Genomic DNA, 22,831 nt, shown 5'->3' with positions numbered 1-22,831 from the left:
ACTACGTCACAGCCTTGTTGCCCGTCCTCAACAGCGATTTGAGATCGCATGAGCTGTCTGCGGCCTGGTCCGGTGTCGGCGAAATGCCGGCTGCTATCAGGCGCCGCGCCACCATCTGATCACCGGGATTGTTGATGCTGTCGACCGCAACCAGCCTGCCCTGCCGGTAATTGAACACGGAGAAGCTGCCGTCTTCGATCGCGCCACGGATCGCGGTCCGGTCGCTGCGCGTGGCGCAGCCGACGATCTGAAGCTTGAGATCGTGCTGATCCGACCAGAACCGCGGCACACTAGTATAGGCCTCGTGGCGGTCCGCGATTGCAAGCCCTGCGGCCGCTCCCTGATCCTGCGCATGCTGAACCGACTCCAGCCTGATCCAGCCCTCCGCGAACCGGCTGTAGTGATTGGCGCAGTCGCCGGCGGCGTAGATGCCCGGGCGTGCCGTCCGGCCATGCTCATCCACCACAATGCCATTGGCGCATTCGAGCCCCGCGGCAATCGCGAGCTCATCATTGGCGATGCCGCCAATGCCGACGACGACAAGGTCGGCGCCGAGACGAACACCACCGTTCAGTTCGACCGCCACGACCCGTCCGCCCTCTCCGATCATGGCCGAAACGGCTGTGCCGAACTTCACCGTAACGCCCGCCCGGACGTGACGATCGAGCAGGAAGCGCGACACCACCGGAGATACCGCCCGCTCGAGCAATCGGGACGCGGCCTCGATCACCCTCACCCGCTTGCCGAGCCTGGCCGCGGAGGACGCCACCTCGAGCCCGATGAAGCCGCCGCCGACGATGACGATCTCGCTGGCCTGCCCGAGCCGCGCCTTGAGATCGACGGCATCGGCGATTGATCGCAGACAGCAGACGCCGTCGAGTTCAGCGCCGCTGATAGCGATCCTTCGCGCACGCGAGCCGGTGGCGATGACGAGGCTGTCGAAGGCGAGTACCGCGCCATCCGCCGACGTGACCCGGCCAGCACTGCGATCGATCTCAACGACGCGATGGCCCAGAAGCAGCTCGATTCGCTTGCCCGCGAAAATGGCCTCGTCGTGCATGAGGAGCTCCTGTGCGCCGATCTCGCCGAGCAGGAAGTCCTTGGAAAGCGGCGGCCGTTGATACGGCAGCGCGCTCTCGTCGGCGATCACGGTCACCGGTTCGGCATAGCCGGCATCACGCGCCGCAAGCGCCGCCTGAATGCCGGCATAGGATGCGCCGATGACGACAAGGCCGCTCACGATTTGACGCTCACGCCGCCGTCACGCGCAGTTTCGAGCGCAGCACCGCCGTCGAGCTGCACATAGACCTCGCCATCGCGGATCTCGACCTTGAACGCCTCGATATCCTTGTAGGCGCTCGACCGGCATTTGCCATCACGGACATCGAACATCGCGCCATGCAGCGGGCACTCGATCACATGCCCTTCGAGAAACCCGGTGGACAGCAGCGCAAACGCGTGCGAGCAGACATCGTCCGTTGCGAAGATGTCGTCGTCGACCTTGTAGAGCGCGACACGCCGGTCGCCCACCTTGAAGCCGAGCGGCTCGCCTTCCGACAGTTTCGCGGCGGCACATAGATGATGCCAGGTCGATTTTTGCAATGTCATGAGATGGCGTCTCCTGGGCCAGGGCCGGGACATGGGCGCGGACGCACCGTCCGCGCCCTCGACTTCCCTTGGGGGTCCGATCCGATCAGCGGGGAATCTGCCGCCAATCCTCCGAGGCGGAGGCGAGCCGGCCGCCGACCGCGCGAATGTCCCTGTAGGACATGGTCTCGCTCTGGCCGCTCTTCGGCGCCTTGCCGTCCATGAAGTCGCGCACCTCGTCGAGCAGCTGGCGACGCACCCTGACAATCGCCTGGTCGGCCGAGCAGAGATATTCCTGCGAACGGTCGACGATCGGCCCCATGCTGACCATCACGACGAAATCCTCGATGACGATCTCGTGGAAGCCGGTGCTGTTGCCGGCATCCATGATCTGGCGGTTCTGTCCCCAATTGTTGCTTTGGTCACCCGGCAGGCCGCCGGCCATCGGCCATTGATTGGCGCGCTGCACCTTGCGCCAGGAATCCACCGGCTTCTCGGGATTGTAGAAGATGTACCACTGGATCAGGTTCTCGTCGTCGATCGGCACCGCGATGATCGCAGTGCGATCCTGCTGCGGCCCGGAGAAGATCGGCGCGATCAAGCCATAGTAGGGCATCACGAACTCGGTGACGCGGGCGAGGCATGATCCGTCCGGCGCGGTACGCAGCGCCGCGGCACGGAAGCCGTAGGACTTCTTCTCGAATTCGTAGCCCACTTCGGTGTTGACGCGCGTCGCGCCGAAGTCGCTCGACGATGTCGCGGTCCAGCTCTGGTGCAGCAGCGCGACATGCGAGGAATCGATGGTGGCCTCGACGCCTTGCAGCCAGTTGGCATTGAGCTCGATGCCGGCCGTATAAACCTGGTCCGGCGGCAAATCCATCCACTCGAAGTCGGGCGCGGGCGGCGCGGTGCCCTCCCCGAGCCAGACCCAGATCAGCCCGGCGCCTTCCCGCACCGGATAGGATTTCGCCTTGACGGTCTTGGCGAATTCCCTGGGGTTGTTCGGCTCGTTCGGAACGTCCAGCACCTCGCCGCTGGCGTTGATCTTCCAACCGTGGAACAGGCAGGTCAGCGAGCAATCATCGACCCGCGCCAGCGCAAGCGAGGCGCCGCGATGCGGACAGGCCTCATCGAGGAAGCCGACGGTGCCGTCCTTGCCCCTGAACGCCACGAAGTTGCGGCCGAACAGCTTGACCCGGACCGGCGCCTCTCCCTTGCGCACGCGCACCGAGAGAACGGCCGGCAGCCAGTAATGCTGCCGCAGCATCCGTCCCATCGGCGCGTCACCCGTGACGCGGCACAGCAATTCATTCTCTTCCCTCGTGACCATCGCAAAACCTCCCTGGTTGACGCCTTCGACGTTCTGAGCCTAATATCTTCCCAGGAAGATTATTGTCAAGTTATCTTCCGAAGAAGCCATATCGGGAGATCGCATGACCAAGGGACGCCTCAAGGATCGCATCGCGCTGGTGACGGGAGGAAGCCGCGGCGTCGGAAAGGGCGTGGCCATCGGCCTCGCCGAAGCCGGCGCGACCGTCATTGTCACTGCGCGCACACGCAACCGCGGCGGATCGGAATGGCCGGGATCGCTGGATGAAACCATCGCCGCGATCGATGAGGCCGGCGGCCGCGGCATCGGCCTGCTGTGCGATCATTCGGACGACGGTTCGGTGCAGGAGATCTTCGACCTGATCCGGCGCGACCATGGCCGCCTCGACGTGCTCGTCAACAATGTGTTTGCGGCACCGAACGTGATGCCGGTCAATGTCCCGTTCTGGCAGGTGCCGGCCTCGCTGTGGGACACCCTGCATCGTGTCGGCCTGCGCTCGCATTTCGTCGCCAGCCAGCTCGCGGTCCCGCTGATGCTGCCGCAAGCGCGCGGCCTGATCGTCAACACCTCGTCGGGCGGCGGCGTCAGATACACCTTCAATGTCCCGTTCGGCGTTCAGAAATCAGGCGTCGACCGGATGGCGCGCGACATGGCGCATGAGCTGCAGCCTTTCGGCATTGCCGCGGTCTCGATCTGGCCCGGTTACATCAAGAGCGAGAAGCTTGCGGCGCAGCCCGACCGCGTGCCGCCGGCGCTCGCTAGGCTGATTGCCGAGCGCGGCGAGACGCCGGTGTTCGCCGGCCGCGCGGTCGCCGCCCTTGCCGCCGATCCCGACGTGATGGCCAAGAGCGGCCAGATCCTGCTCGCCTCGGAGCTGGCAGCCGAATACGGCTTCACCGATATCGACGGAAAGGTCCCGCCGCCGCCGAGCCGCGATCCCGCGCCGCTCTCCGTGTTCAAGCCAACCCTGTTCGACCGTTAGCGACGCCATCGAGCGGCCGAGGGCGCGCACCGGCGGACGCGATGGTCAACCTTCGCAGGGCATGGCAGAAAGGATGGACCTGCTCATTCCTGCGGAGAATATCATGGACCGCCTGGCGGCAATGGAGACCTTCGTTCGGGTGATCGAAACCGGATCCTTCTCCGGCGCCGCGCGGCAGCTTCGGATCAGCCAGCCGGCGGTCTCGAAGTCCATCGCGCAGCTCGAGGAATTCCTCGGGGTTAAACTGCTCACCCGTTCGACCCGTGGCCTCACCCCGACGGAAGCGGGGTTGGGCTATCTCGAGCGCGCTAGGCGCGCGCTGGAAGAGGCCGCCGAAGCAGAGCTCGCCGCGCGCGGCGCCGGCGCCGGCCTCAAGGGCCGATTGCGGATCTGCGCCGCCGTCACCTTCGCCCGCATCCACCTCATTCCGATGCTGCCGAAGTTTCTGGCGCTGAACCCGGAGCTCGAACTCGAAGTCGTGCTCGACGACCGTCAGATCGACCTCGTGCAGGAGGGCATCGACGTAGCGCTGCGAATGGGCAAGATGACTGACTCGACGCTGACCGCACGCCGTGTCGCCAGATGCAAACGCCTGGTGCTGGGTACGCCGGCCTATTTCAAGCGCGCCGGCACGCCGTCCACGCCGAGCGAGCTGAGCCGGCATCAGGCCGTCGTGTATCTCCGTGAGGGCAGCGTGTGGTCGTTCCGGCGCGACAGCACCGAGCTCGCCGTCACCGTGCAGAGCCGGCTGCGGGTGACCGCCGCCGAAGGCGTCAGGGCCGCAGTGCTTGCCGATGCAGGCATCGCCGTCGCATCGGAATGGATGTTCAGCCTCGAACTCCGGTCGGGCGCCGTGCGGGCGGTGTTGCCGGAATGGGGTCTGCCCGCGCTCGATCTCTGGGCCGTGCTTCCGGGCGGGCGCGCGGCGACCGCCAAGGCGCGGACGTTCGTGACGTTCTTCGAGCGCACGTTCAACGAATGACGACGTCCCCCGGCCCGCGTCGGCGGCCGGTGAGACGAATGAGCATGTCTTCGATCCCCGATGGCATTCAGCGCGGCGCACCGCGGCGTAGGGTGGCGGCAATGGAGTTGCTCATCCCGAGCCTCCCGCCAAGGAGTGTCGCCATGTCCCGCATCTCGATCGTGAAGCGCGCTGCCCATACCGCCGCCGCGGCCTTCGTCTTCGCCAGCCTGCTTTCACCTGCGAACGCCAACCAGTCCGATACGATCCGCGTGTTTCCCGATTTGCAGATCAGCGCGATGGCGGATCATGCCGACGTCAAGGCGGCTGCGCTGACCTCGCGCCGGCCCTGGCTGGCACCGGTCGGCAACCGGCAGCCGCAGCGCGCCGACGCTCCCAGGCCCGAGACCGTGTCGGCATGGGAGCGACAGCAACAGCAGTTCGACCAGGACCTCGACCACAGGCTGGTCATCTGCCGCGGCTGCTGACCATTCGATTTATTCCCGACGGGAATAAGGACTAGTCGGACGGCAGCGCTACCCGGCCCGGCGATCTCCTTTAGCTTGCTGCGTGTGAGTTCAACAACACGGACGGCGCCGCCGTCCACCACGCAGCAGCCAAGGAGAACCGTCATGTCGCTTCAAGCCAAGCTCGACGCTTTCAAAGCCGATTTCGAAGCCGGAAAGCCGCCCTACAGCGTTCCCCGGCCGGTCATCGAGATCATGCACCGCGCCACCGCGGAGCTGATCGAGTCCGGCGCCGCGCAGCGCGCCAGGCGGGCCGGCGATGTCGCCCCGTCGTTCTCGCTCAGGGATCCCGACGGCAACGTCGTCAATTCGGCCGATCTGCTGCAGCGCGGCCCGCTGGTGCTCAGTTTCTACCGCGGCGTCTGGTGTCCGTATTGCAACATGGAGCTGCAGGCGCTCGAAGCCGCCAAAGCGGAGTTCGACAAATACGGTGCCTCACTGGTCGCGATCTCGCCGCAGACCGCGCCGAACAGCCGCAAATCGGTGCGCCAGAACAAGCTCTCCTTCCCGATCCTGTCCGACGTGAAGGGTGAGGTCAGCGAGGCCTTCGGACTGCGCTTCCATCTGCCCGATGATCTGGTCGCGCTCTACAAGCAGCTGAAGAACGATCTGCCGAGCTTCAACGACGATCCGAGCTGGACGCTGCCGATGCCGGGGCGCTACGTGATCGGACAGAACGGCGTGATCCTCTACTCCGAGGTCAACCCGGATTACACAAGCCGCCCGGAGCCGGAAGACATGATCCCGGTTCTGCAGCAGGCCGCCACTGTCCGGGCGTGATGGTACACGAAGCGGCCGGTGGCGATCGCCCATCGGCCGCTTCTCTTTCGCAGGCTATAAATCAACAGCCGGCGACATCGCCTTCGGATCGGCCGATGCGACCCGGTCCGCTAGAACCTCCTGTCCGGAATGCTGCGCTTTTCGCCACTGCGCCGGCGTGACGCCCATGTGGCTCTTGAAGGCGCGCTGAAATGCGGCCTCCGACTGATAGCCGACCATCTCCGCAACGCCGCCGGTCGAGAGCGACGATCGCCTCAACTCGTTCGCCGCCAGCGTCATCCTGATATCGGTGAGCAGATCGCTAGCCGAGCGCCCGAGCTTCTCCTGGAACTGCCGTGCCAGCGTGGCGCGCGACATGTTGCAGAGACGCGCAAGCTCCGGCAGCGACCATGCACGCGCAGGCTCGTTGAACATGGCGGCCACAGCCGGCGCAAGACGGGGATCACCGGCCAGCGCAAGCAGACCGCGTGACTTTGCGTCGGTCTCGCTCGCAAGCCGCAGCACAAGCGCAAACATCGCCGTGGACAGCGCGTTCAGCATGGCGCGGCCGCCCAGATGATCGTCCGCCGTTTCGCCGCGCATCAGCGACACAAGTCCGGCGAGCTGTGCGGCCGTCCCCTCTCCCACGCGCGGTCCGGCATGCACGACAAGACGCGGCGGGAGATAGGTGCGCAACAGGCGGTCGTGCGGAGGCGCGATCGCGAAGTGTCCGCACAGCAGGTCGAGCCGCTCGTCCGAACCCAGGTTCTCGCTGATCGTGAAATTCTGCGCCGCCCGGTTGCGCGCCGGCAGCGGTGGCGTCCCGCTGCCGTCATGCATCAGGTGCCGCGGGTTGCCGGGAAGCAGAAGGATGTCGCCCGCCTTCAGCTGCAGCGGCCGGCCGCCCGCTGGGTCGTCCAGGATCGCCGAGCCGGCGAGCACCGCATGATAGGGGATCTCGTTGCTCAAGCCCGGTCCCTGGTCGATGCGCCAGGGCACGCCGTAGCTGCAGCGCAGGTCGAGCCAGCCGCGCACCGGCATCATCTCGAACAGCCGGCTGAGCCAATCCATGGGCGATCTCCTGAAGCGGCCAGATTGAGACGATAGAGCATATATGTGAGCTGTGATGACATTCAATGCCTCATATCGCAATTCTATTGTCACTCCGTAATCGATCACCAACCCCAACACGGAGTGCCACCATGTCCCGTCTTTCAGTCCCCAATCTCGAAACCGACACCGGCCCGTCGGGCCAGATCTACGCCCAGATCAAGAAGGCGATCGGCAGCGTCCCGAACACCTACGCGGCAATCGCCGCCCACGGTCCGGCCGCGCTGAAGGCGATCCTCGCCGCCGATGCGGTGCTGGCCGGCAGCAGCCTGCCCAAGCGCGATCAGGAGGTCATCAAGCTCGTGATCAGCGCCGCCGGCGGCTGCGATTACTGTGTCGCCGCGCATTCGCACCTCGCGAGACTCGCCGGCGTGAAGGCCGACGCGCTGAAGCAGATCCGCGACGGCGAGCCGAGCGGCGATGCCAAGCGCGATGCGCTGGTCAATTTCGTTCGCAAGCTTGCGCAGTCGAGCGGCACCGTCAGCGCCGAGGACTTCGCCGCGATCCGGGCGGCCGGTTACAGCGACGCGCAACTGGTCGAGATTAGCCTGGCGTTCGCGACCACCGTCTTCACCAACGTCTTCAACCGCATCAACGACACCGACATCGACTTCCCCGCCGTCGCGTGAAGCGACCGCGCGATGTCACGTCAAAGGATCACGACCATGACCACGCTTTCCAACACCACGCTTGCCAACACCACGCAAAATCCGCTTGTTCGCGCGCTGTATCGGTCCGGCCTGCTCGCGGAGGATCTCGACTACCATATCGTCCGGGCCTCGATGGTGATCATGTTCCTGTTCTTCGGTTACCAGAAGTGGTTCCCGTACGAATTCGAACGGCTGGTCCCGTTCATCAGCAACGGGCCGTTGATCTGGTGGCTGTATCCCGTCTTCGGCCATGCCGGCGCCAGCTATTTCCTCGGCGCCTCGGAATGGACCTTCGGATCCCTGCTGCTCGCAGGCTTCTGGGACAAGCGGCTCGGCGTTCTCGGCGCGCTCGGCTCAACCGGCACGTTCATCGCGACGGTCACCATCATCCCGTTCATGCCGGAAGGCTGGGACGTTGCGGCCGGAGGTTTCCCTGCGATGACCGGCAACGTGCCCTTCCTGATGAAGGATGTCGTCCTGCTCGCCGTCTCGCTCTACCTGCTGAGACAGGACGTGGTTCGCTTGACGCGGCAATAGGTGGCATCCGCTGATGGCGACGGATCGCCGGCGAACCCAGCGTTCGCCGGCGATCGCGTGTTGACGGGGGGCGGGGCGGACTGGGAAACCGACGGGCATCGCGACGCGGCGGCGATTGTTGCGGTGCAGGTAAGGTTCAGAACGTGCTTCGATGTCACGCCATAACTCGTTGCCGAATTTGCAGAATACGTTGAAATTGCCGATCCGTTTCCCGTGCGAGATCGAATTATCGGCTCGGTTGTTCGATCCAAGTCGCGTCGGCGTTGCCATGCACGAATGATCCGGTAGCTCTCCGGCCATGACCATAGTTCAGCCGCGCGGTCTGGGTTACAAAATACCGCCGGTGTTGTTCTGGGGTGAGCCGATGAAGAAGGACGACGTCACGTGCCCGCGCTGCGGGGCTGGATTCCGACGCCTCGAGTTGACGTCCGGCTCAGGAAACAGGGGCGAGTATCGCTGCCCGGTCTGCGAGACGACGCTCGAACTGTTCGATGGCGACAAGCTCGTCGCCTACCGCCTGACAATCCAGCCGTCGATTCGCGCGTTCAAGGATTAGCGGCTCTGGAATGCCGATGCGCCGCGCCCCCCCTGAATCATGATTGCCGCTTGAGGATATAGCAATCCATGATCCAGCCATGTCGCTCGCGCGCCTCACGCCGCGCGGCGACGATGCGAGGGCCGACCTCGGCCAACTCACCGGCCATGATGATCTGATCCGCCATGCCGAGATAGGCGCCCCACCAGATCCGCAGCCCTGCCGGATCCAGCGTCTGGAAGGCAGCGCCGCCGTCGAGCATCACGACCACGGTGTCAGTGCTGGACGGCCATCCGCCCTCGCGCAGCCGCCGGCCTGTGGTGACCAGGAACGGCTCGCCGATCTCGTTGAGCGGCAGCGAATGCGCCGCGCACAGCGCCTGGATCGACGTGATGCCGGGGATGACTTCGATCGATGGCAGCGGATCGAGCCGTCGCGCAATCCGCAGGCTTGAATCATAGAGCGACGGATCGCCCCAGATCAGCAGGGCAACCCGGCCCTCGCCGCCGAGATGGCGCGCGATTTCCTGCGACCAGGTCGCGGCCACCGCATCATGCCAATCGTCCACGCCCCGGCGATAATCCTCTTCGCCGGCATCGCGCACCGGCAGGTCGAACTCGGCAATGCGTGTCCGGTCGTTGCTCAACGCCTCCGCGCAAGTCGTTCGCCGCAAATCGGCGAGATCCGACTTCGCGGTCCCCTTGCGCGGGATCAGGATCAGATCGGCAGCATTGATCGCTGCGATCGCAGCGAGGATGAGCTGCCGGGGATCGCCGCAACCGATGCCGATGAGAGAAAGCGTCAGCATGACCGCGTCACCCTTGGTCCGGCGCCAAAGCACCGAACAGAATAATTGCGGCCGCCGTTGCGGCACCCGCATGCGTGAGCCGTTCGGCAAGGTCCACGATCGTGGTGCGAACAATCCGCTCGTCGGCATGGCCGAGCGATTCCGCCAGCAACGCCGGCGTCTCGGGCGCAAGGCCGTGCGCGATCAGCCTTGCCGCCAGCGCCGGGAAGGTGCGCCGCCCCATGTAGACGACGGTGGTCGCTTCCGGATCGGCCAGCGCCGCCCAATTCAGGTCCGCAGGCAATTCACCGGTGACGTCGGCGCCGGTCACAAACTGGACCCGGCGCGAGGTCAGCCGTCGCGTCAGCGGAATGCCGGCCTGTGCGGCGGCGACCGAGGCCGAGGTCACGCCGGGAACGATCTCGTAGCCGATGCCGGCCGCGCGCAGCGCCTCGATCTCCTCTTCGAGCCGTCCGAAGATGCCGGCGTCGCCCGATTTCAGGCGCACCACGCGCACGCCGGTCGCGGCATAATCGACCAGCAGCCGGCTGACATGATGCTGCCTGGCCGACAGCCGGCCGGCGCGCTTGCCGACCGCGACAAGATTGGCACCAGTGCGCGCGAGATCGAGGATCGCGCCCGAGGCAAGGTCATCGTAGAGCACCACGTCGGCCTCGCGAAGCCGCGCCGCCCCTTTCACCGTCAGGAGCTCGGGGTCACCGGGGCCGGCCGAGACGAAGGAGACGAATCCGCTCACCGGTCCTCCGCAATCAGATGGAAGAATGTCCCCGTTGCACGGCCGCGCCGCGATCCGGTTTCGGCCACGATCGCGCCGGTCGCATCGCGCACCGCCGCGAGCGGCGTATCCGGCTGCGCGATGATCGTCGAGTAGTGAAACTCGTGGCCGCGCAGGCGTGCGCCCGGCTCGTGCCCGGGCATCGGTGCAACGAGCTCGGCAAGCCGGTAGCCCAGATGCATGCGGCGTTTGGCATAGCTCGTCTCAAGGCCGAGCAACCCCGCCATCTCGTGGCGCACGTCATCGGCGTCGGTCAGCGCGCGGCCCAGCACCATGTAGCCCCCGCATTCGCCATGCACCGGCTTTGTCGCGGCGAAGCCACGCAATTGCCCGAGAAATCGCCCGTTGGCGGCAAGCCGGCCGGCATGCAGTTCGGGATAGCCGCCGGGCAGCCAACACACATCGGCGTTGGCGTCGGGGCCTTCGTCGGCAAGCGGCGAGAACGTCACGATGTCTGCGCCGGCCGCGCGCCACGCTTCGAGCATGTGCGGATAGACAAACGAGAATGCGGCGTCGCGGGCGAGCGCGATGCGCTGGCCGGGCGGCGTGACGCCGAAGCGGCGCGTGGACGATTGCACCGGCGAGACGCGGGCCGATCGCAGCACGGCGTCCAGGTCGACATGCTCGGCGACGAAGCGCGCGGCTTCCTCGATCAGGCCGTCGATCTCGGCCTGCTCTTCGGCCTGCACCAGGCCAAGATGCCGCTTCGGCAAGGCAATCTCGGCATGGCGAGGCAGCGCACCCAACACAGCAATGCCCGCGCCTGCCATGGCGCCGCGCACCAGATCCTCATGCCGCTTGCTTGCAACGCGGTTGAGAACGACGCCGGCCAACCGCACGCCGGTGCGGAAATCGCGTAGTCCTGCCGCGACCGCGGCCGCCGTCTGCGCCTGGCCGGAAGGATCGATCACCAGCAACACCGGCCACCCCATCATCTCGGCGACATCTGCGGTGGCGCCGGTGCCGGACACGCCGCGCGCGGCAACGCCGTCGAACAGGCCCATCGAGCCCTCGGCCAGCACCAGGTCGGCGTCCGCGCCGCGGCTCGCCAGGCACTCGATCGCATCGAGCTCCATCGCCCAGCTATCGAGATTGACCGACGCGCGTCCGGTAGCGACCGCGTGAAAGGCAGGATCGATGTAGTCCGGCCCGCTCTTCAGGCACTGCACCTTCAGCCCGCGATTCCGATAGGCGCGGGCCAGCGCCAAAGTCAGCGTCGTCTTGCCGACGCCGGATGCCGGCGCCGAGATCACGAGCCCCGCGCTCATCGCGATGGTTCCGGAAAGCGTGGCTCCGCTCCCACCGGCCGGTAGCGGCGGTCGTAGTCGGCCGCATAGAGGCGGCTTTCGGCGAATTCATCGGCACCCAGCGTCTTGCCGACCAGGATCAGCGCGGTGCGTTCGAGTTCCGGGCCAACGGCGGCGTCGAGGGTCGAAAGCGTGGCGCGCACGATGCGCTGGTCCGGCCAGCTCGCACGCCAGACGATCGCCACCGGGCAGTCGGCTCCGTAATGCGGCGTGAGCTCAGCAACGACCCTGTCCAGCAGATGGATCGAGAGATGGATCGCGAGCACCGCGCCGGTCGCGGCAAAGGCCGCGAGCGTTTCACCGTCTGGCATCGCGCTCGCCCTGCCCGGCGTGCGCGTCAGCACCACCGATTGCGCAAGGCCCGGCAGCGTCAGCTCGGACTGCAGTGCCGCCGCGGCTGCCGAGAAGGCCGGCACGCCTGGTGTCACCGAATAGGGAATCTGTAACGCGCGCAGCCGGCGCAACTGTTCGCCCATCGCCGACCAGATCGAGAGATCGCCCGAATGCAGCCGCGCGACGTCCTTGCCCTCCGCATGCGCGGAGGCGATCTCGGCGACGATCTCGTCGAGCGACAGCGGCGCCGTGTTGACGATACGCGCATCTTTTGGGCAATGCGCCAGAACCCCTTCCGGCACGAGCGATCCGGCATAAAGACAGACCGGGCAAGAGGCGATGAGATCGCGCCCGCGCAAGGTCAGGAGATCGGCAGCGCCTGGCCCTGCGCCGATGAAATGCACCGTCATTCGCCGTCTCCTTCCGCGATCGCCGCAGTGGCCATCCGATCCTGTGACGTCGCCCTGACCGAAATCAGGCGCGCACCGCGTCCTGCCGCAGCGATTGCCGCGGCTTCGGCGACCGAGCCCGTTTCAAACCTCGCCTTGATGAACCCGGATTGCGTTACGGTCTCTATCTCAGCCAATTTCTCTGCCGAAATCCCCCGGATCGGCAAATCCAGTTCCTGCGCCAGCAGTTTCAACGCCACCGCATCGGCCTTGTCACTCACCGTTGCAACGGCCGCAAGGCCATCGGAACCGCCGGCCGCGTCGAGCGCCTCGCGCAAGGACGCGGCACTGGCGTCACGCCTGAATCCGAAACCTGCGACCTTCATCGGATAACGCTCCATTGCACGATCGGCCGCGTAGCCTTCCAGGAGCGATACCGCCCCAGCAGCTCGGCATGGGCGATCTCGACGCGCATCAGGTCGCCACCATGGCGTTGATGCAGATCGGAGAGCAGCGCGTCGGTTTCCAGGGTCACCGCATGCGCAACCAGTCGCGCTCCCGTCGCGATACGCGACCAGATCGCGTCGAACATCGCCGCATCGAGGCCACCACCGATGAACACCGCATCGGGCGCCTCGAGATTCGATAAAATGCCGGGCGCCTCGCCGTCGATCACGGTGATCCGGTGGGCCAAGCCGGAGCTCGCAGCATTGCTGCGGATGTTCGCGGCACGTTCGCCACGGGCCTCGACCGCGATTGCCGTCCCGCCGCACAGCGCCCATTCGATCGAGATCGAACCCGAGCCGGCGCCGATGTCCCACAGCCGCTCGCCAGGCCGCGGCGAAAGCGCCGACAATGCAAGCGCGCGGATCGGCTGTTTTGTCAGTTGCCCGTCATGCACAAAGAGTGCGTCGGGAAGACCTGAGCTGCGCGCGATCCCTAGCGTTCCCCTCGCCTCCAACGCGACCGCGACCAGGCTGTCGCTTGCGTCGCCGGCGTAGCCGTCCGCGCGATGCTGCGTGACGGACTCACGGGGTCCGCCAAGCGCGGAAAGCGTCCACATCGATGACGGCCCCCAGCCGCGGCCCGTGAGCCATTGCGCGAGATCGGAAGCTGCCTTGCCATCGCGCACCAAGCAGATGATCCGTGCACCGCGCACGAGATGCGGCAACAGACGCTCGAACGGTGCCGCATGAAGGCCAAGGCAGATGACGGTCTCTAAGCGCCAGCCCAAGCGTGCCGCCGCAAGCGAGAACGTCGATGGTCCGGAGTATGCGACCCACTCGCCGGCCTGCAGCGTCTCGACAAGGCTCCCTCCGACGCCATGCCAGAACGGATCGCCCGAGGCGAGCACTGCCGTCGGACGGCCGCGGCATTCAAGCACAATGCCCGCATCGAACGGCACCGGCCAGGCACGGCCACGGTCGGTGATGCCGGCCAGCGCGAGGTGGCGTTCGCCGCCGAAAACTGTTTCGGCTTCGCGAAGCGCCTTTCGGCTTGCGTCGGAGAGGCCGGCAAGGCCATCTTCGCTGATGCCGATGATGGTCAACCAGGGATTATTCATGATGCGCGCCCTGATCCTGGGCGGAACCGCCGACGCCAATCTGCTCGCCGCTGCAATCGCGCGCGCGGGGATCGACGCGGTCTATTCCTATGGCGGCCGCACGCGTGCGCCGGCCGATCAGCCGCTGCCGACCCGGATCGGCGGCTTCGGCGGCATCAGCGGTCTTGCCGACTATCTTCGTCGCGAAGGCATTACCCATGTGATCGACGCGACGCATCCCTTCGCGGCCGAGATGAGCCGCAACGCGATCGCCGCCTGCGCGCAAACCGTAACGCCGTTGATCGCGCTCGAACGCTCGCCGTGGGACAAGGAAGCCGGCGACCGCTGGATCGAGGTCGCGGACGTCGTCTCCGCCATCGCGGCACTGCCGGACAGCCGCGCGCGCGTATTCCTCGCGATCGGCCGCCAGCACATCGCGCCGTTCGGCAGCCGGCCGCAACACGCCTATACGTTGCGATTTGTCGACCCGCCCGAGGAAGCGCCGCCATTGCCCGATGCAGACGTTATTGTCTCGCGCGGACCGTTCACGCTCGACGGCGAGCTCGAGATGATGCGCGAGCGTCGCATCGATTGGATCGTTGCCCGCAACTCCGGCGGAACCGGCGCGCGCGCCAAGATCGACGCCGCCCGTGCGCTTGGCCTTCCCGTCATCATGATCACCCGGCCACCTCTGCCCGACCGACCACGGCTGGAAAGCGTCGGCGATGTGATGCAATGGCTCGGTCATCGGACCTGCCTCGGCGCGTAGACCCAGCGCCCGACCCGCCGCGTCGCCGAATTGCCGACGATCACCAGTGTCCGCATGTCCGCCATTTCCGGCTTCGCGTCGCGCAGCTCGACCGTCTCGATCCGCTGATCGGGCGTGCTGACGGCACGCGCGAACACCACGATCCGCTCGTCGCAACCCGCCTCGCGCAGGATTTCGAGCGCGCGACCAAAACCTTCCGGCCGGCTCGCCGAGCGCGGATTGTACATCGCGATGGCAAAATCGGCTTCGGCCGCAAGCCGCAGGCGCTTCTCGATCAGCGGCCACGGCTTGAGATTGTCGGAGAGGTTGATCGCGCAGAAATCATGACCGAGTGGCGCACCGGCGCTCGCGGCCGCCGCCAGCATCGCGGTCACGCCGGGCAGCACGCGAATCGAGAGGTCGCGCCATTGCGGCGCGTCCTCGAGCGCCTCGAACACGGCGGACGCCATCGCAAAGACGCCGGGATCGCCCGAAGACACCACTACGACGTGGCGCCCTTCGGATGCAAGCCGCAACGCGTCGGCGGCGCGCTGCAGCTCGACGCGATTATCCGAGGAATGCAGCGTGAGCCCGGCGCGCGGCGGCACGCGCGTCACATAGGGCGCATAGCCTACGATGTCGGTCGCAGCCGCAAGCGCGGATGTGACTTCCGGCGTGATCAGCGCCTCGTCGCCCGGTCCCAATCCCGCGATGGTCAGCGTTCCCGTCATTCGGCCGCCTCCCTGCGCCGTCCCTGCCCGTGCACCAGCACGATCGCAAAATACGGACAGTCGGCCTCGCCGATCTCGGCGAGCCGGGCGACACGCTGATCCGGCATGGTGCCGCGTTCGACCAGCCACGCATCGTCGAGACGCCCCGCCGAGGCGAGCGCGCGTCGGATCTTCCTGAGATTGCGGCCGGTCTTCATGACGACCAGCGCGTCGGAGCTGCGCATCCGCTCTTCCAGCTCAGCCTCCGGCAGCGTGCCCATCAGCACGGTGGTCACATCATCACCCAGCGCGATCGGCTGGCCGACCGAATTCCAGCAGCCCGCCATGCCGGGAATGCCGGCGATCACCTCGATCTCGACACGCCCCTGCAGGCGCGAATGCAGGTGCATGAACGAGCCGTAGAAATAGGGATCGCCCTCGCAGAGCACGACGACGTCGATCGCGCGCGCAAGCCGCGCCAGGCGCTCGGCCCATTCGTCGTAGAAGCTCCCAAGCAGCTGCGCATAGTCCGGACTGTCGAAGGCGATCTCCGTGGTGACAGGATACTCCATCGGATACTCGCTAACGTCGGCGACGAGCAACCCCTCCACGATGCGGCGGGCCTGACCCAGCTGGCCCTTCTTGCGGAAATAGGCGACGTGCTTTGCGGCACGCACAGTGCGATCAGCGCGTACGCTCATCAGGTCCGGATCGCCTGGGCCGAGGCCGCAGCAGATGATGCGTCCCATCTACTCGCTCCGGCTCGCCAGTGCGTTGACGGCGGCGACCGTGATCGCCGAACCACCGAGACGTCCCTCGACCGTCAGCGCCGGCGCGTGCGGTGCGGCCATCAATGCCGTCTTGGACTCAGCCGCGCCGACAAAGCCGACCGGACAGCCGATGATCGCCGCCGGCCTTGGGCAATCGGGGTCCTCCAGCATGTTGAGGAGATGGAACAGCGCAGTCGGCGCATTGCCGATCGCGACGATTGCGCCGACCAGATGCGGCCGCCACAGCTCGAGCGCAGCAGCGGAGCGCGTATTGCGCATCGATTGCGCGAGTGCGGGAACCTCGGGATCACCAAGCGTGCAGATGACAGCATTGCCGGCCGGCAGCCGCGCGCGCGTAATTCCTTCAGACACCATGCGCGCGTCGCAAAGGATCGGCGCCCCGTTCTGCAAGGCGGCACGCGCGCTCGCGGCCATGCCGGGCGTGAAGCGGACATGCGCTTCCAGCCCCACCATGCCGGCGGCATGGATCATGCGCACGACCACCGGTTCTTCGTCCGGCGTAAAGCGGCCAAGGTCGGCCTCGGACCGGATGGTGGCAAAGGACTGCCGATAGATCGCAGCACCGTCGGTCTCATAGATGTGCGGCATCAGCGGCCTCCCAGCAGCACGGAGGGATTTGCGACGATGCCGGCGCCTGTCAGCCCACGCATGACGGGCTCATCCCGGGTCGAGCCACGACGGATCAGATCGAAGCCTTGGTTCGTAGCCACGAGGGTGACATCCGCAGAGCCGGAATGCGCACATCCCTTGGCGCAACCGGACACGTGAAGCCGGGCATCGGCCGGAATATGCCGCACCAGCGCCGACGCCAGCGCGCGCGTGTCGGCATGCGCCTCGCCGCAGCGCGGCGCACCGCTACAGGCGATCGCGCGGAGCGCCGGATCGTCGACCTCGGTGACGATGTCGGCCCCACCGGGCATCTCGCGCATCCCCTCCGCCAGCAGCATCCGCCACGGCGTCACGCGGAGAGCCTGCGCGCAGCCGGCGAGATGGCGCAGCGTCTGCTGCGGCATGAGCCCGAACGCAACGCCGACCATCGCACCGGACGAATAGAGTCCGGGAACGGCGTCTATCGATCGCGGCGCCGGCTCGACATCGCCGCGCAAGGATTCGGGCAGGCTCGCGCCGCCGGCGAGATAGGCCGCCATCCGTCGCCTCTCACCTTTCGCTCCGCCGGAAGCGATGAACCACTCGGCCAGCGCCAACGCGACCTGCACGGCCTCGCTCCGCGTGACGGAAAGCCCGAGCTCGGCGCCATCGGCGCGCACCAGCAGGCCGCCATTGCGATCGCGCTCGATCCTGATATCCGCAGACGCGCCAGCCAGCACCCGCTCGCTGCCATCATCGATTGCGAAACCGAACTTGGTCGGAAGATCGAGCAAAGAACCGGCGAGCACCCGCTCAAGCTCGGCGGCGAGCGCGCGCGTATCGTCGCCGGTGGCCCAGAATGGCGTCACCAGAATGTTGCGCTGCGCCTCGATGTCGGCATCCGTATCCAGCAACCCGAGCTCGCCAATTCCTTCGATCAAGCGCGGATAACCTTCATCGCTGACGCCGCGAATCTGCAGATTGGCGCGGCTGGTCAGATCGATCAGGCCGTTGCCGTGTCGTGCGGCCAGATCGGCGATTCCCGTTGCTTGCGTTGCCTCGAGCCGTCCGCCACGCGGGCGAATCCGCACCACGAGGCCGTCGCCTGATAGCATCGGCCGCAGCGCGCCGGGACACCAGCCCTTGATCGCAACAGCGCTCATGAGGCCTCCTGCAATGCCGCCGCAATCGAATTGCGCCGCGTCTGCCAGAGCGACGCCTCGTGCAACCGGGTAAAGCAGGTTTCCATCGCAGCCAGGGCAGCCGGGTTCTCGCGCGCCATGAAGCCGCGAACGTCGTCATTGCCGAGCGTCGCGTCGTAGTAGAGGTCGAACAGATGCGGCGGCACCGCGTCGGCCAGATGGGCGAACGCCGCCATGTGCTCCAGCGTCGCCGTGATCTCGGCGGCACCTCGGAAGCCATGGCGCATCATGCCGGCGATCCATGCGGGATTGGCGGCGCGCGCACGCACCACGCGCGAGATTTCCTCGGTCAACGAGCGCGCATGCGGCTGATCCGGCCGCGTCGCGTCGAGATGATAGAGCGCCGGGACCTCTGCGCCAATGCGCCGGGCTGCCGCCGCGATGCCGGCTTCATGCGCGGCATAGTCCGCCGCCAGCAGCAGGTCGGTCTCGGGCAAGTCCTGGGTATGGACAAAACTGTCGGCGGCCGCGAGCCGCCCCTCGATGCCGGCGCGATCGGGCCGCATCTCGCCGTCGGATGCAAACGCCCAGGACGACGCCGACAGCCAGGCTTCGCCGGCCGCATCGCGCGCTTCCTGGGTGAAGACGTCCGGAACCGACGCGATGCCGGCGCCATAGTGTCCCGGACGAGGCCCGAACACGCGCGACATGCGTTCGCTGTAGGGATTCTCCTCCCCCTCATCGCTGCGTTCGGACAATGCTTCCGTGGCCGCCTCGAACAACTGGGCAAGCCCCGAAAAGACGTCGCGGAACAACCCCGACACGCGCAGCGTGACGTCGATGCGGGGACGACCGAGCTCCGCCGGCGCGATGATGTCGTAGCCAACCACGCGGCCCGATCCGTGATCCCAGCGCGGCGCAATGCCGGCGAGATGCAGGGCCATCGCAAAATCCTCGCCGGCCGTGCGCATCGTCGAGGAACCCCAGAGGTCGACGACGAGCCCTTTCGGCCAGTCGCCGTGATCCTGCAGGTGACGGCGCAGCAGCTCTTCGGCGAGCTTCACGCCCTGCGCATGCGCCGACGGCGTCGGAACCCCGCGGGGATCAACGGCAAACAGATTGCGTCCGGTCGGCAGCACGTCGCGGCGCCCGCGATAGGGTGACCCCGAAGGTCCCGGCGCGACGCGCCGGCCAGAGAGCGCATCGCGTAACGCAGCCTTCTCCTTCGCACCGCAAGCGCCCTGCCCGAATATGTGCAGGCCGTCACCGAACTGGCTCTCCTTGAGATCGCAGACGAAGCGGTCGATCTGCGGAATCGCCTCGGCCGCGGAGACCGACGCAGCGAGACCAAGATCGTCCTCCAGCCCGGCCAGCCGCGCTTCCTCGCGGATATCGGCAATCAGGCGCTGCCGCCGTGCCGGATCGAGACCGTCCGCAGTCGAATATTCATCGAGTAAGCGCTCGAGCCTGCGCAAGCCTTCCGGCACCGCCGCCAGCGCGAGCGGCGGCGGCAGATGACCGATCGTCACGGCGCCGATCCGCCGCTTGGCCTGCGCCGCCTCGCCGGGATCGTTGACGATGAAGGGATAGATGACGGGCAGATCACCGATCAGCGCCTCGGGCCAGCACGCGGACGACAGCGCGACCGACTTGCCGGGCAACCATTCCAGTGTGCCGTGCGCGCCCATGTGCACGACGGCATCGATGCCCTGCTGCCTGAGCCACAGATAGAACGCGACATAGGCATGACGCGGCGTGCGCGACAGATCGTGATAGTCGGCATCGCGATGGCCGATATCACCGCGCTCCGGCTGAACGGCGATGATCGACTTGCCGCACTGGATTGCCGCGAATTGAAATTCGCCGTCACGACAATCGGGATCGTCCTCCGGCGCGCCCCATGCACGCGCGAGGTCGTCCTGGAGCTGTGACGGAAGGCCGGAGATGGCCGCGCGATACCCGGCCACGTCCCATGTCAGTTTCCGGTGCAAGAGCGCATCGCCCAGCAACGCCACCGGCTCGGGATCAAAGCCCGCGGCCGCGAGATCGGCCCGCAACGCCTCGACCGAGGCAAGCGCATCGAGGCCGACGGCATGCGCGATCTGGTGCGGACGGCCCGGATAGTTCGACAGCACGAGCGCGAGTTGCTTCTCCTGCGCGGGCTTGTCGGCAAGCCGATGCCAGGCTGCCACGCGGGCGGCAATTGCTGCGACGCGCCCGGCATCCGGCCGATGCGCAAGATGCGCGAATTGCAGATCGGGATCGCGCTCGCTCGCCGACTTGAAGCTCACCACGCCCGCAAACAGGCGGCCGTCAACCTCCGGCAACACCACATGCATCGCGAGATCGCCGGGCGACAGACCGCGGAGCGACTCGGCCCAATCCTCGCGCCGCGCCGTCGACAAGGCGACCTGGAACACCGGACATGAAGCGGCATCGAACGGCGTGGTGCCGTCATCGCCGGCCGCGGAGAATGCGGTCGCATTGACGATGGCGGCTGGAGGGCATTGCGCGAACTGAGCGCGCAGCCAATCGGCCACGCCTGCGGCCTTCAACGAGGCGACGAACACGCCGTAGGCGTCAAAACCTTTCTCGCGTAGCGCCTCGACCAAGGCATCGACCGGCGCGGTGTCGCCGGCCGCGAGATAGGAGCGATAGAAGGTCACGAGTGCCCGCGGCCGGCCACCCGATGCCGGCAACGCTGCGACAACACCGCGCCGCGGATCGTAGACGCCGATCTCCGGCAGATCGATCTCGCCGACGACAGGCCCGGCATAGAGCCCTGACGCCAGCGCCAGTTGCGCGATCACGGCCTGGGCCGCGACAGGCCCCCCCTTGTCGCACAGCACCTTAAGTCGCCGCAGCGTCGAGACCGGCAGGGTGGAAAATTCGTCCAGCCGCAGATCGTCGCGGCCATCCGCCGGCAACACCACCAGGGCGATATCGCGCTCCTTTGCCAGGCGATGCACCGCGGCCAGCCCGTAGGACCAATAGGGCTCACCGCCGATCAGCCGCACCAGGATGCCGCGCGCGTGCGACAGCGTCCGCTCGATATAGGTATCGACCGACAGCGGGTGGCGCAGCTCCGCGAGATTGGCGAGCCGCAGCGACGGCAGCGCGGCGCGGCCCCGCCGCCAGCCGGCCGCGAAGGCAGCGAGATCGCTGTCGGAAAACGACAACACCACGAGATCGGCCGGATCCTGGCCGAGGTCCCTTGGTGTCGCGGTCTCCTCAAGGCCGCGGCTCTCGCGGAAGACGACGTGCATCAGACACCTAGTCGCGCCCTGATCGCAGCTTCATTGATGTCGCCGTGCTCGCCGATCACGACCAGCTTCGACTGCCGCGGCCGTGTGCCCCAGGGCATGTCGAACTGATGCCGCACGCGTTCGCCGACGGACTGCACGAGCAGCCGCATTGGCTTGCCTTCGACTGCGATATAGCCCTTGGCGCGCAGCACGTTCTGCTCGCGGGCCAGCCCCTTGATCGAAGCGACGAGTGCCTCGACATCCGAAACCTCGGGAAGATCGATCACCACGGAGTTGAAATCATTGTGCTCGTGCTCGTCCTCGCCATCGTGGTGCGACGGCCGCGACGCGAGATCATCCTCTGCCGCGGCCTCGAGCCCCAGGATCACGCGCGCATCGACGGCGCCGTCGACGATCGGCAACATCGGAACCTCGCGCGGCATTTCAGCGGCAATCACCGCTTTGGCCGCCTTGATCCCTTCCGCTCCGGCGAGATCGGCCTTGGTCAGCAGCACGATATCGGCACAGGCGATCTGGTCCTCGAACACTTCGGACAGCGGCGTCTCGTGGTCGAGATTGCCGTCGGCCGTACGCTGTGCGTCGACCGCAGCCGGGTCAGGCGCAAAGCGGCCGGCCGCGACCGCCTCGGCATCGGCGAGCGCGATCACGCCATCGACCGTGATCCGCGAGCGGATCTCCGGCCAGTCGAACGCCTTCAGCAGCGGCTTCGGCAGCGCGAGCCCCGACGTCTCGATCACGATGTGATCGGGCCTCACGCTTCGCGCCAGCAACTGCTCCATGGCCGGGATGAAATCGTCGGCGACGGTGCAGCAGATGCAGCCATTGGCGAGCTCGACGATGTTCTCGGCCGGACAATTGGCGTCGGCGCACGACTTCAGGATCTCGCCGTCGACGCCTTCGCTGCCGAACTCGTTGACCAGCACCGCAAGCCTCTTGCCGTTGGCATTGCGGATCAGATGCTGGATCAGCGTCGTCTTGCCGGACCCGAGAAACCCGGTCACGACGGTGACCGGAACCTTGGCGAGCGTGGTCATTCTGCGGCCTCCGGCACGACGGAAAGAGGTGGAATGCGGGCGAGCGATTGCTTGCGGAAGATTTCCGGACGGCTGCGCCACGGCACGATGCCGTCAGGCGCGGCCGCATAGGCGGAGGCACCGGCGATCACATCCCTGGCATTGTCAGCGGACAGGCGGCCATAGACATAGGACCACCGCCCCGGCGCGCTGAGCGCGACCGAGCAGCCTTGGCTACAGGCCGACAGGCATTCGACGGGAACAAGATTGACGTCATCGGGCACGCCGGCCTCAAGAAGCGCGGCATGCAGGCGCGCACCGAGCGCGAGCTCACCTTCCGCCAGCGTCTGGCCGGCGCGGCACGTGATGCAGACATGAAGTGTAACGCTCATCGCCCATCCTGGATTGACAGCGGGAGGCGAAGAGGCACACGAACCGAT

At 66.7% G+C, this 22,831-nt stretch carries 25 protein-coding genes; 8 read left to right on the top strand and 17 right to left on the bottom strand.

Going from position 1 to position 22,831, the window contains the following annotated elements:
* Position 1 precedes the first annotated feature (1 nt).
* The 3 genes from HAP54_RS31295 to HAP54_RS31285 form a co-directional block, all read right to left on the bottom strand.
* Positions 2–1,240 carry an NAD(P)/FAD-dependent oxidoreductase gene (locus HAP54_RS31295; protein WP_166294037.1) on the bottom strand — a complete coding sequence of 413 codons (1,239 nt, stop codon included), beginning with the start codon at positions 1,238–1,240 and terminating at the stop codon, positions 2–4.
* Positions 1,237–1,608, bottom strand: a complete 372-nt coding sequence (locus tag HAP54_RS31290) for a non-heme iron oxygenase ferredoxin subunit (RefSeq protein ID WP_166294035.1) — start codon at positions 1,606–1,608, stop codon at positions 1,237–1,239. The genes HAP54_RS31295 and HAP54_RS31290 overlap by 4 nt, the downstream gene beginning before the upstream one ends.
* Before the next feature lie 85 nt (positions 1,609–1,693).
* A complete protein-coding gene (locus HAP54_RS31285) occupies positions 1,694–2,917 on the bottom strand; it encodes a Rieske 2Fe-2S domain-containing protein (protein ID WP_166294033.1) in 1,224 nt (407 codons plus the stop codon).
* 103 nt (positions 2,918–3,020) lie between these two features.
* On the opposite strand from HAP54_RS31285, the gene HAP54_RS31280 reads away from it, so the two are divergent.
* The 4 genes from HAP54_RS31280 to HAP54_RS31265 all read left to right on the top strand — a co-directional run bounded on the left by HAP54_RS31280 (position 3,021) and on the right by HAP54_RS31265 (position 6,167).
* Positions 3,021–3,899 carry an SDR family NAD(P)-dependent oxidoreductase gene (locus HAP54_RS31280; RefSeq protein WP_166294031.1) on the top strand — a complete coding sequence of 293 codons (879 nt, stop codon included), beginning with the start codon at positions 3,021–3,023 and terminating at the stop codon, positions 3,897–3,899.
* Between the two features lie 103 nt (positions 3,900–4,002).
* Positions 4,003–4,881 (top strand): LysR family transcriptional regulator, encoded by an 879-nt coding sequence (locus HAP54_RS31275; protein ID WP_166306549.1) that lies wholly within the window; start codon positions 4,003–4,005, stop codon positions 4,879–4,881.
* Positions 4,882–5,024: 143 nt separating this feature from the next.
* The gene (locus HAP54_RS31270) at positions 5,025–5,348 is read left to right on the top strand and encodes a hypothetical protein (RefSeq protein WP_166294029.1); all 324 of its coding nucleotides are present in this window, start codon (positions 5,025–5,027) and stop codon (positions 5,346–5,348) included.
* 144 nt (positions 5,349–5,492) lie between these two features.
* Positions 5,493–6,167, top strand: coding sequence for a peroxiredoxin-like family protein (locus HAP54_RS31265; RefSeq protein ID WP_166294027.1), 675 nt, complete (start codon positions 5,493–5,495; stop codon positions 6,165–6,167).
* A 54-nt stretch (positions 6,168–6,221) separates the two neighbouring features.
* Here the strand turns inward: HAP54_RS31265 and HAP54_RS31260 are convergent, their stop codons facing one another.
* Positions 6,222–7,217: an AraC family transcriptional regulator gene (locus tag HAP54_RS31260; RefSeq protein ID WP_224741710.1), complete on the bottom strand. Its 996-nt coding sequence runs from the start codon at positions 7,215–7,217 to the stop codon at positions 6,222–6,224.
* Positions 7,218–7,348: 131 nt separating this feature from the next.
* Here HAP54_RS31260 and HAP54_RS31255 point away from each other — a divergent pair, with 131 nt between their 5' ends.
* The 3 genes from HAP54_RS31255 to HAP54_RS31245 all read left to right on the top strand — a co-directional run bounded on the left by HAP54_RS31255 (position 7,349) and on the right by HAP54_RS31245 (position 8,999).
* On the top strand, positions 7,349–7,885 hold the full coding sequence (locus HAP54_RS31255) for a carboxymuconolactone decarboxylase family protein (protein WP_166294026.1): 537 nt from the start codon (positions 7,349–7,351) through the stop codon (positions 7,883–7,885).
* A 36-nt stretch (positions 7,886–7,921) separates the two neighbouring features.
* Positions 7,922–8,443, top strand: a complete 522-nt coding sequence (locus tag HAP54_RS31250; protein ID WP_035976744.1) for a YkgB family protein — start codon at positions 7,922–7,924, stop codon at positions 8,441–8,443.
* Between the two features lie 364 nt (positions 8,444–8,807).
* Positions 8,808–8,999 (top strand): hypothetical protein, encoded by a 192-nt coding sequence (locus HAP54_RS31245; protein WP_166294024.1) that lies wholly within the window; start codon positions 8,808–8,810, stop codon positions 8,997–8,999.
* Between the two features lie 37 nt (positions 9,000–9,036).
* Here the strand turns inward: HAP54_RS31245 and cobF are convergent, their stop codons facing one another.
* From cobF to cbiE, 6 genes are read right to left on the bottom strand one after another with little or no spacing between them, the layout of a single operon-like run.
* Positions 9,037–9,786, bottom strand: a complete 750-nt coding sequence (cobF, locus tag HAP54_RS31240) for a precorrin-6A synthase (deacetylating) (protein WP_166294022.1) — start codon at positions 9,784–9,786, stop codon at positions 9,037–9,039.
* A gap of 7 nt (positions 9,787–9,793) precedes the next feature.
* Positions 9,794–10,522 (bottom strand): uroporphyrinogen-III C-methyltransferase, encoded by a 729-nt coding sequence (gene cobA, locus HAP54_RS31235; RefSeq protein ID WP_166294020.1) that lies wholly within the window; start codon positions 10,520–10,522, stop codon positions 9,794–9,796.
* Positions 10,519–11,829 (bottom strand): cobyrinate a,c-diamide synthase, encoded by a 1,311-nt coding sequence (locus HAP54_RS31230; RefSeq protein WP_166294018.1) that lies wholly within the window; start codon positions 11,827–11,829, stop codon positions 10,519–10,521. Before HAP54_RS31230 ends, cobA begins: the two co-directional genes overlap by 4 nt.
* Entirely contained in the window at positions 11,826–12,611 is a 786-nt protein-coding gene (gene cobM / locus HAP54_RS31225; protein WP_166294016.1) for a precorrin-4 C(11)-methyltransferase, read from the bottom strand. Before cobM ends, HAP54_RS31230 begins: the two co-directional genes overlap by 4 nt.
* Positions 12,608–12,976 (bottom strand): cobalamin biosynthesis protein, encoded by a 369-nt coding sequence (locus HAP54_RS31220; RefSeq protein WP_166294014.1) that lies wholly within the window; start codon positions 12,974–12,976, stop codon positions 12,608–12,610. The genes cobM and HAP54_RS31220 overlap by 4 nt, the downstream gene beginning before the upstream one ends.
* On the bottom strand, positions 12,973–14,154 hold the full coding sequence (cbiE, locus tag HAP54_RS31215; protein WP_166294012.1) for a precorrin-6y C5,15-methyltransferase (decarboxylating) subunit CbiE: 1,182 nt from the start codon (positions 14,152–14,154) through the stop codon (positions 12,973–12,975). Before cbiE ends, HAP54_RS31220 begins: the two co-directional genes overlap by 4 nt.
* Here cbiE and HAP54_RS31210 point away from each other — a divergent pair.
* On the top strand, positions 14,153–14,902 hold the full coding sequence (locus HAP54_RS31210) for a cobalt-precorrin-6A reductase (RefSeq protein ID WP_166306546.1): 750 nt from the start codon (positions 14,153–14,155) through the stop codon (positions 14,900–14,902). The two genes, cbiE and HAP54_RS31210, sit on opposite strands and share 2 nt — an antisense overlap.
* On the opposite strand, the gene cobJ is transcribed toward HAP54_RS31210, so the two are convergent.
* From cobJ to HAP54_RS31175, 7 genes are read right to left on the bottom strand one after another with little or no spacing between them, the layout of a single operon-like run.
* Complete coding sequence (gene cobJ / locus HAP54_RS31205; protein ID WP_166294010.1) at positions 14,878–15,612, bottom strand: precorrin-3B C(17)-methyltransferase; 735 nt, start codon at positions 15,610–15,612, stop codon at positions 14,878–14,880. The genes HAP54_RS31210 and cobJ overlap by 25 nt on opposite strands.
* Positions 15,609–16,340 (bottom strand): precorrin-2 C(20)-methyltransferase, encoded by a 732-nt coding sequence (locus HAP54_RS31200; protein ID WP_166294008.1) that lies wholly within the window; start codon positions 16,338–16,340, stop codon positions 15,609–15,611. Before HAP54_RS31200 ends, cobJ begins: the two co-directional genes overlap by 4 nt.
* Entirely contained in the window at positions 16,341–16,970 is a 630-nt protein-coding gene (locus tag HAP54_RS31195; protein WP_166294007.1) for a precorrin-8X methylmutase, read from the bottom strand.
* A complete protein-coding gene (cobG, locus tag HAP54_RS31190; RefSeq protein ID WP_166294005.1) occupies positions 16,970–18,133 on the bottom strand; it encodes a precorrin-3B synthase in 1,164 nt (387 codons plus the stop codon). Before cobG ends, HAP54_RS31195 begins: the two co-directional genes overlap by 1 nt.
* Entirely contained in the window at positions 18,130–21,378 is a 3,249-nt protein-coding gene (cobN, locus tag HAP54_RS31185; protein WP_166294003.1) for a cobaltochelatase subunit CobN, read from the bottom strand. The genes cobG and cobN overlap by 4 nt, the downstream gene beginning before the upstream one ends.
* Entirely contained in the window at positions 21,378–22,412 is a 1,035-nt protein-coding gene (gene cobW, locus HAP54_RS31180) for a cobalamin biosynthesis protein CobW (protein WP_166294001.1), read from the bottom strand. The genes cobN and cobW overlap by 1 nt, the downstream gene beginning before the upstream one ends.
* Positions 22,409–22,783 (bottom strand): DUF1636 family protein, encoded by a 375-nt coding sequence (locus HAP54_RS31175; protein ID WP_166293999.1) that lies wholly within the window; start codon positions 22,781–22,783, stop codon positions 22,409–22,411. The genes cobW and HAP54_RS31175 overlap by 4 nt, the downstream gene beginning before the upstream one ends.
* Positions 22,784–22,831 lie beyond the last annotated feature (48 nt).

Origin of the sequence: Bradyrhizobium sp. 2S1 (genome assembly GCF_011516625.5) — a bacterium.
In the GTDB taxonomy this organism is placed as follows: Bacteria; Pseudomonadota; Alphaproteobacteria; order Rhizobiales; family Xanthobacteraceae; genus Bradyrhizobium; species Bradyrhizobium septentrionale.
Note: the sequence above shows the minus strand (reverse complement) of the source record. Positions and strands in the feature narration are given on the sequence as shown.